Origin of the sequence: Pontibacter rugosus (assembly GCF_042678745.1) — a bacterium.
GTDB lineage: Bacteria > Bacteroidota > Bacteroidia > Cytophagales > Hymenobacteraceae > Pontibacter > Pontibacter rugosus.
The window spans coordinates 1-8,108 of sequence record NZ_JBHTLD010000215.1; the positions used below are offsets into that span (position 1 = coordinate 1).

At 45.3% G+C, this 8,108-nt stretch carries 11 protein-coding genes; 10 read left to right on the forward strand and 1 reads right to left on the reverse strand.

Annotated elements, in window-relative coordinates; translation table 11 throughout:
* The 10 genes from ACFQ2O_RS17950 to trhO form a co-directional block, all read left to right on the forward strand.
* Positions 1-441 (forward strand): hypothetical protein (locus ACFQ2O_RS17950; RefSeq protein ID WP_377531075.1); only part of this gene is annotated, 441 nt, incomplete at its 5' end.
* A gap of 385 nt (positions 442-826) precedes the next feature.
* A complete protein-coding gene (locus ACFQ2O_RS17955; protein ID WP_377531078.1) occupies positions 827-982 on the forward strand; it encodes a hypothetical protein in 156 nt (51 codons plus the stop codon).
* A 156-nt stretch (positions 983-1,138) separates the two neighbouring features.
* Positions 1,139-1,279, forward strand: coding sequence for a hypothetical protein (locus ACFQ2O_RS17960; protein ID WP_377531082.1), 141 nt, complete (start codon positions 1,139-1,141; stop codon positions 1,277-1,279).
* A 97-nt stretch (positions 1,280-1,376) separates the two neighbouring features.
* The gene (locus tag ACFQ2O_RS17965; protein ID WP_377531085.1) at positions 1,377-1,853 is read left to right on the forward strand and encodes a hypothetical protein; all 477 of its coding nucleotides are present in this window, start codon (positions 1,377-1,379) and stop codon (positions 1,851-1,853) included.
* A 104-nt stretch (positions 1,854-1,957) separates the two neighbouring features.
* Entirely contained in the window at positions 1,958-2,287 is a 330-nt protein-coding gene (locus tag ACFQ2O_RS17970) for a zinc ribbon domain-containing protein YjdM (RefSeq protein ID WP_377531088.1), read from the forward strand.
* Positions 2,288-2,331: 44 nt separating this feature from the next.
* Positions 2,332-2,802, forward strand: a complete 471-nt coding sequence (locus tag ACFQ2O_RS17975) for a YehS family protein (protein ID WP_377531090.1) — start codon at positions 2,332-2,334, stop codon at positions 2,800-2,802.
* A gap of 51 nt (positions 2,803-2,853) precedes the next feature.
* The gene (locus ACFQ2O_RS17980) at positions 2,854-4,140 is read left to right on the forward strand and encodes a DUF2851 family protein (protein WP_377531093.1); all 1,287 of its coding nucleotides are present in this window, start codon (positions 2,854-2,856) and stop codon (positions 4,138-4,140) included.
* On the forward strand, positions 4,140-5,438 hold the full coding sequence (locus tag ACFQ2O_RS17985; protein ID WP_377531096.1) for a hypothetical protein: 1,299 nt from the start codon (positions 4,140-4,142) through the stop codon (positions 5,436-5,438). Before ACFQ2O_RS17980 ends, ACFQ2O_RS17985 begins: the two co-directional genes overlap by 1 nt.
* 58 nt (positions 5,439-5,496) lie before the next feature.
* Positions 5,497-6,132, forward strand: a complete 636-nt coding sequence (locus ACFQ2O_RS17990; RefSeq protein WP_377531099.1) for a NeuD/PglB/VioB family sugar acetyltransferase — start codon at positions 5,497-5,499, stop codon at positions 6,130-6,132.
* A gap of 196 nt (positions 6,133-6,328) precedes the next feature.
* Complete coding sequence (gene trhO, locus ACFQ2O_RS17995) at positions 6,329-7,297, forward strand: oxygen-dependent tRNA uridine(34) hydroxylase TrhO (RefSeq protein WP_377531102.1); 969 nt, start codon at positions 6,329-6,331, stop codon at positions 7,295-7,297.
* A 105-nt stretch (positions 7,298-7,402) separates the two neighbouring features.
* On the opposite strand, the gene ACFQ2O_RS18000 is transcribed toward trhO, so the two are convergent.
* Positions 7,403-7,765 carry a hypothetical protein gene (locus ACFQ2O_RS18000; RefSeq protein ID WP_377531105.1) on the reverse strand — a complete coding sequence of 121 codons (363 nt, stop codon included), beginning with the start codon at positions 7,763-7,765 and terminating at the stop codon, positions 7,403-7,405.
* Positions 7,766-8,108: the final 343 nt, after the last annotated feature.

The window sequence follows — 8,108 nt, forward strand, 5'->3', positions numbered from 1 at the left end:
ACTATCCCTTGTGTCATTATTGGATATAGTTGTTTGTTTACTGTTCCACTAATAATAAAATCCGACTTTAGTTTGACAGGATTTGGTTGGCTTTGGGTTGGTTTTTGGTCTTTGGTTGCTTTGTTCGGAATCTGGAAGATTGAGCATTATGAAATAAACGACAATATTCTAATCAAAAGAAACTTCTTAGGAGCCTTCAGTAAAAAGCGTGACTTGAATACGCTGGTTAAATACTCTAAGAAAAATCTGGATACTGATTTGCCGACTAACCCATTCAACATCGTTAGATTCTTTACAAGCAAGGCTAAATATCTAAAGTTTCAGCAGATACTACTAGAATTTGATAGTCAACCAGTATTGAAAATAGATGAAAGAACAGTGAACAGTATGGATTATCCACTTTTTTATAAGCAGTTGAAAAAGCATAAGACAAATACTTAGAAGAAAATCTTGTGCTAACAAGGTATAAACGTCATCTCGGCCGACGGCCTTCGCCGTCGTTTATACAAGCCGTTGGCATTAACCGAAATTATAGAAAGTAAAGGAATGGAAATAAGAACTAAAATAAGCTTCCGGGTTTCTATAGTCTTTTTTATAGTTTACTTCCTGATGTGCACCATCGGTTCTATTTTCCTCGTGTCTTGGGGCTCAACAAATTGGTTTAAAGAATTCATGGTCTTTATGCTCAGAACACCCATCGCATGGGATAAACTAATGATTAAATCACTATGGTGGTTTCCTGTACACATATTATTCTGGACAGTAATGTTCTTTATCCTATCAACTATAGTGGAGACATTACTGAGAATAAGTTATAAAAGCCTTAGTGGCAGTTGAATTAAAAACGGCAGGTGCCAAACACCACCTTTACGGTAGCTGCGCCACCGCAAAGCCCAGCACGTTAGGTGCAAGCTTAAAAATTGATAAGAAAAGTGCATTGGAAGAAATATTAAATGAAGACTTCTGTACTACTTTGGAGTAACGACTTACTAAGGCTTTAGATAAATGTGACCAGAAAAACATTAAAGGATTTTGGTGCGACGGAATTTCTACTGGAACAACACTTTATAAAACGAATGACTTCAGAAGAATTGAAGCAGTTGCATGGATTGGTAAAAGCGGACAAGAAGAATACGCAATGACCATTGTACTTGGAAAAGAAGCATCAATTCAATATTCAGAAGGAGGTAATTTGCTTGACACTATTCCAAATGAAGAATCAGAGGGTTGGTTTGACATCGACACAGATAAAAAAATAATAGAAGTGCATTTAAAATAAAAAAGCCCGCACCTAATAAGGTGCATAAGGCATGCTTCGGCTGAAAGCCTCGCACTCTGTATATACTAATCATCAAGCCAACTAATTAAAAAAATAAATGGAACATAATCCATACTATGCCAACATTAGCTTTAATGAAGTAGAAAACAAAAAAGTGCGTAGGCGCGAATTACTGCCCTGGTGGATTAAAGCTTTTGTTTGGTTTTTCATGGCTATTGGTGCTATTGTGCCTATAGGAGTAATAATTGGTCTTTTAGGTTATAACTTTTCTATTTCTTTATATGGATTTGAAACACTTGACCCGAACACACTTACAGGCATCTTTCTGATTGCACTTTATTTGATAAAGGCAGTAACAGCTTTTGGATTGTGGACGGAAAAGAAATGGGCCGTCGACTTAGGAATCATAGACGCAATCATCGGACTTGTGGTTTGTGGAATAGCCATGGTGGTTCTGCCGCTCATAGACACTTCAGAAGGGTTTGTTCTTAAACTAAGATTAGAGCCAATCCTGTTGATACTTTACTTACTAAAGCTGCAAAAAATAAAGCTATCTTGGAAAGAAGAAGAATAACAGAGGCTACCATTTATTAAACAGCGACCTCGCCACTATTTAGAAAAACCGTGGAAAACAAGCAAAATAAAAAATCAAACTGAAACAGTATTATGCCAGATGAAATGAAACAATGCCCTGCGTGTAATTCACCTTATGGCTATGCGATGGGTGAAGAAACCTACGCCTGCCCGGAGTGTGGGAATGAGTGGAACCCCAGTGAGGTGGAAGACGAAACAGGGCTGAAGGTAGTGGATGCCAACGGTAACGTACTTCAGGATGGAGACACTGTTGTGGTGATTAAAGACCTACCTGTAAAGGGCGCTCCAAAACCGGTAAAGGCTGGCACAAAGGTTAAAAACATTCGGCTGACAGACGGGGATCATAACATTGACTGCAAAATTGATGGTTTTGGCTCTATGGGGCTTAAGTCTGAATTTGTGAGAAAGGCTTAGAAAGTCCGCTGCCACAGCAGTTTTAATTAACAGAAATACACTATATGAATAATAACGATATAATACGCCGCATTCGCTACACCTTTGATTTTAGTGATGCCAAAATGATAGAAATTTTTGGCTTGGCAGGGCGTGACGTAACGCGGGCGCAGGTAAGTGATTGGCTGAAGAAGGAAGACGACCCGGAGAGCAAAGAGCTGGACGATGAACATCTGGCAGTTTTCCTGAACGGTCTTATCAACGACAAGCGCGGCAAAAAGGAAGGCCCCCAACCGGAGCCGGAAAAGCGCCTGAACAACAACATCATCTTCAGAAAGCTTAAAATAGCGCTTAATCTAAAAGACGAGGATATTCTGGACATGCTCGATATGGTTGATTTCCGGTTGAGCAAGCATGAGCTTAGCGCCTTTTTCCGTAACCCAAGCCAGAGCCAGTACCGAGATTGTAAAGATCAGATTCTACGTAACTTTCTGCACGGCATGCAGCTAAAATACCATGACGGCGCACACGAATAAAAAATCGTTGCTACAAAGCTGTTTATAGGTTTTGAGTTAAACCCAAGTAACGTGAAAGAAGATTTCCTGCACTACATCTGGCAGCACCAGTACTTCGATAAAACAGCCTTGGCCACTACCGGAGGTGAGACGCTGCAGGTGTTGCGTGTGGGGTTTTATAATACCGATGCCGGGCCTGATTTTAAAGAAGCCATACTTCGGGTGGGGGAGGTAGAGTGGTCGGGGAGTGTGGAGGTGCATTTGCGGGCTTCGGACTGGCACCGCCATCAGCACCAGCACGACCAGAAGTATGACCAGGTGGTGCTGCACGTAGTATGGCAGGCGGATGTTCCCGTTACACGTACCGATGGCACGCTGGTGCCCGTATTGGAGCTGTGGCAGCGTGTGGATTTAAGGTTGCTGGAGACGTATGAGCAGTTGCAGAAAGCCAGGTCAGCTATACCTTGTGCCCCTTTTTGGCCTGATGTGGCAGATATTACCAAAACGCTCATGCTAGAACGAACGCTGGTTGAGCGGCTTGAGGAGAAGGGGCAGGACGTGGTAGAGGTTTTTCAGAGCTACGGCAATGATTGGGAGCAGGCGACGTACCAACTGCTGCTGCGGAGTTTCGGGTTCAAGATAAACCAACAGGCATTTGAGATGCTGGCAAAGGCGCTGCCACTAGCAGTGGTACGGCGGCACCAGCGAAGCCTTTTTCAGCTGGAGGCACTATTGCTCGGCCAAGCCGGTTTTCTGGCGGAGCCGGAGGATGACTATGCGCGGCAGCTGCAGCAGGAGTATACTTTCCTGAGGCACAAGTATAGTTTGCAGGCACAAGCGATGCAGCGCCACCACTGGAATTTTCTGCGGATGCGCCCAGCTAACTTTCCGACGGTGCGGCTGGCGCAACTGGCTGCACTGTTACACCAAAAACAGGCGCTATTTTCTGAACTACTCGAGGCCGATTCAGTCAAGCGGTATGAGCAGCTTTTTCAGGCTCCTGTATCTGACTACTGGCAGCACCACTACCTATTTGGCAAAGAAAATAAAGCCCCTTTTAAAAGCATGGGCAAGGGCAGCGCGCAGAATCTTATCATTAATGTAGCTGTGCCTGTACTGGCGGCCTATGCCAGCTACAGCGGCGAGCAATCCTATTTAGATAAAGCAATCAACGTATTAGAGCAACTGCGGGAAGATAGCAACAAGTATACGCGCTTCTATGAAGAACTAGGTTGGCGTGCAAAAACTGCTGCTGATAACCAGGCGGCACTGAGCCTGTACAAACGCTACTGCCACCCCGTAAACTGTATGCGCTGCGCCATCGGAAACAAAATCATGAAACAAAAAAGGGCCTCCTGATGAGTATGCTATTAGTATACCTGCTCAATCTGCTGGTGCTAGGAGCATTGGTGCGCTGGATGTGGCGCTCTGAATGGGCACAGGAGCTACGGCCATACTTTGTGCCGGCGCTTGCCCTGAAGCTTTTCCTGGCGTTAGTGTTAGTTGTAATGTTTTATACAGGCTTGCAAGGTGGCGATAGAGGTGTCTATCATCAAGCCGGTATTACCTTGTGGGAGTATGCACAGCAGCAACCGCAGGCTTATCTCAGATTATTGTTTACGAATAGATTTGAAAGTGCCGAACTGGAGGCGGCATTGCCATTTACAGCTTATATAGATTCATCTAACTCGTTTTTCTTCATTAAACTGGTAAGTTTGCTTAACCTGCTTACTACCGGAAATTTTCTGCTCAACAATCTATACTTTGCCCTTTACAGTTTGTGGGGCAGCGCCTACCTGGTAGCGGTGCTTGGTCGCCAGTTTAGCAAGTATAAAGCTGCTGCTGCGGTGGCATTTCTGTTTTTCCCGACGGTGTTGTACTGGAGTGTAGGCCTGATGAAAGACCCCCTGATGTACGGCAGTATGTGCTGGTTAACCGGAACTGCCGTTTCGCTGGCTCATGGGTATAAGCTTGGGCGTTGGCAGATACTGTTGCTGCCCCTGCAGCTCTTCCTTATGGTCAAGATAAAGTTGTTTTATGCAGCGTTGCTTCTTCCACTTCTGCTGGTTTATATATTGGTACAGCTGCTGCAGGTGAAATTTAGGTTACTAAGATCTTTGGGTGCAAAATTGGCTTGCTATGCAGTGTTAGTGGCAGGTGCTTTGGGTTTTATATCTGTGGTGTTTGAGGAAAAGCTGTTGATTGATTATATTCCACTTTTTATCTACGAAAGCTACATTGGAATATTGCCGCGCTCGTTACACCAGCCGCACATTCTGCTAGAAGGATTTGAGCCAAGTATACAGAGTCTGTTGGTTCATTACCCGGAGGCTATGCTCAGTGCGATTTTCCGTCCGTTTTTAGGTGAATCTTGGCGTTTGCTTTATGTGCTTAGTAGCTTGGAGAACCTCCTGCTGCTCCTGCTGACGGGTATGGCTGTGGCCGCTGCTTTTCGGAAAGGAGCAGGTATAAAAATTGAGCTACTGCACGTGGTGCTGCTGGTGTTTGTATTGGTGATGGCAGGAGTGGTGGGGCTTGCTACGCCAAACTTTGGTACCTTGAGCCGTTATCGCCTTGTGTTTCTGCCTTTTCTGGTGTACCTGCTGCTACAGAATGTTTATGCGCAGCGCCTGCTGCATATGCTGCGCCTACGTTAGTTATACTTTTAATCTCCCTTACTTCTTTGTACCTTTGCGCCTTATTTAGACTTAAGCTATGCAAAATCCTGTTATCATACTTGGTGCCCAAAAACTGGGTACAACTGCGTTAGATATCTTTAACAGTAACAACGTGATCGTGTACTGCTTTCTGGATGATAACCAGAAACTACAGCAGGAGGAAGTAAATAATGTGGCGGTAATGAGCAACACCGAAGATGGGGAGTTTCTGAAGCTGATCGGGAAAAAGTGCGATGTGTTTGTAGCCGTGGAAGATGCCGCAGCACGTAAAGGCCTGATCAAAATGCTGAAGGATGAGCACGAGGTGGTGCCGGTAAACGCTATCCACAAGTTTAGCGCTGTGTCCGAAAATGCATGGATGGGCCACGGCATTATGGTAGGAGCAGGTGCTGTTATCAGCAACAATGCTAAAGTGGGAGATAACACCTTAGTTCATGCCAGAGCCCTGGTAGACACGAATGCAGAAATCGGCAATTTTGTGGAGATCGGTGCAGGTGCTATCATCAACTCCGATGTGGTTGTTGAGGAAGGAGCTTTTATTGGGTCTGGAGCCGTGATCGTGTCTGGTGTGAAGATAGGTAAGAATGCCCGTGTTGGTGCTGGATCAGTGGTAGTAGCCAATGTGCCTGCCAAAGCGACTGTGTTCGGTAATCCGGCTGCGCCTATTAAGTAAACTTTTATACTTGCCCTTACTGTTACAGAACTGATAAGAATCATTTTTTGATTAGAAGGCAGCAACTAATTTTGAAGGATTGATGGAGTGGATAAGTAAATGATATACAAATCCTGTTGATCCTAAAATCCTGCAAATCCTGATTCAGACAATAAAAAAGCGTAATAATCAAACACTTAGCTGAAACTAAGCCGTTATGAATAAAGCATACAGCATACTCCTGTACTACTGCTACACGCCTATAGAAGACCCGGAGGCGTTTCGTGAGCAACACCATCTTTTCTGTCTGGAGCTGAACCTGCTCGGTCGCATTATTGTATCGAAAGAAGGCCTGAACGGTACTATTTCCGGCCTGAAAGAAGACTGCGATAACTACATGGAAGCCATGAAGGCTGATCCACGTTTCGCGAAAACAGATTTCAAGGTAGACTATTCTGACAAACATGCGTTTGCCAAGCTACACGTGCGCACGAAGTCTGAGATCGTGCATTCCGGCATGCTGCACATCGACCCGAACCAGCGCACAGGCACGCACCTGTCGCCGCTGGAGTTCAAAACCATGAAAGACCGCGAAGATGTGGTGGTACTCGATGTTCGCTCTGACTATGAGCACAGTGTGGGGCGCTTTAAGAATGCTGTAACGCTGGACATCGAGAACTTCCGTGAGTTTCCGGAGAAGGTAGAAGAACTGAAGGAGAAGTACAAAGACAAGAAAATCCTGACCTACTGCACAGGTGGTATCAAGTGCGAGAAAGCAAGTGCGTTTTTGTTGGAGCAGGGTTTTGAGGACGTGTACCAGTTGCATGGCGGAATTATCAAGTATGGCATGGAGGCCGGCGGAGAAGACTTTGAAGGCAAATGCTATGTGTTTGATAACCGTGTAGCCGTAGACATAAATAGTGTAAACCCAACGGTAGTATCAGAGTGCCACGTGTGCGGCACCAAGAGTGACCGTATGGTAAACTGTGCTAATCCGGTATGTAACCTGCATGTGCCTATCTGCGAAAACTGCGGCTGGGAACTGGAAGGAGCCTGTTCAACAGAGTGTAAAGAGCATCCGGAAAAGCGCCCTTACGATGGCACCGGCTATTATCAAAAAGAATTGAATGGCTATAATCCTTTAAAAGGATTCAACCGCAAGAAGAAAGCTGACGTACAAGTATAAGTATTCTCTAAAGCTCAGGAAAGCGTGTGCCCTTAAGGCCACGCTTTCCTTTTTTTACTGCTTTTGCAACTAAATGTATTTAAACTGTGCTGGTGTAGTTGCTGTTTATACTTGTATGTCCCATAGTCCCGGCTGGCGCGAATTCTCAACTCGTGTCCTGAAATGGGTTGAGTCGGCAACTTGAATGGCTTGAATAGCCATAGCTGAATAGCTTCGGCCATACTTGTTACAGCCATAATTCCATTGTTCTTTTCCTCTCGCTGGCGCTAGCTTCCAGCTAGTACCTATTTTGGGTAGAGCTTCCAGCTCTACTGGCTTGCAAAGCCATACTTGAATAGCCGCTGCTATACTTGCCGCAAGTATACTTACATAGCCAGTGCTTATCACATGCTCAATCTTTTCTGGAGGCGTCCGTTTATGCCGTTGACTGCCTCTGCTTATACTTCCTATGGCAGCTGCTTGCCGCAACTTGCAACAAGCTATCCTATCTAGCTTCTGTTCATCCTCCAGCTCCCCAATACCTATCGTTTTACCTTTTACTTTGGAGCGCTCACGGCTGGGGTAGGGGCCCTATATGAGCGAGGCCCAGTCCTTGGGCATCGCGCTGTGTGCCTGAAGCTGCCTCCGCTCTGCTCCGGCTGCCCTTACGGGCACCGCAACATGCACAAGGCGCTCTTTTCGAGGGCTAGAATCGGTTCAGGAAGCCATGGCTAATGGAGTTGCTACCTTTGACTGGAGAGTTTTATATAGGCAGATTTGTGAAAGTATTAAATTTGACTATTATGGATAGACGTGTTTTTGACGCCTCCTT

Coding starts and splice junctions, on each gene's coding strand:
- ACFQ2O_RS17975 (WP_377531090.1), top strand. CDS start 2,332: ATGAATAATAACGATATAATACGCCGCATTCGCTACACCTTTGATTTT.
- ACFQ2O_RS17970 (WP_377531088.1), top strand. CDS start 1,958: ATGAAACAATGCCCTGCGTGTAATTCACCTTATGGCTATGCGATGGGT.
- trhO (WP_377531102.1), top strand. CDS start 6,329: ATGAATAAAGCATACAGCATACTCCTGTACTACTGCTACACGCCTATA.
- ACFQ2O_RS17985 (WP_377531096.1), top strand. CDS start 4,140: ATGAGTATGCTATTAGTATACCTGCTCAATCTGCTGGTGCTAGGAGCA.
- ACFQ2O_RS17965 (WP_377531085.1), top strand. CDS start 1,377: ATGGAACATAATCCATACTATGCCAACATTAGCTTTAATGAAGTAGAA.
- ACFQ2O_RS17990 (WP_377531099.1), top strand. CDS start 5,497: ATGCAAAATCCTGTTATCATACTTGGTGCCCAAAAACTGGGTACAACT.
- ACFQ2O_RS17960 (WP_377531082.1), top strand. CDS start 1,139: ATGACCATTGTACTTGGAAAAGAAGCATCAATTCAATATTCAGAAGGA.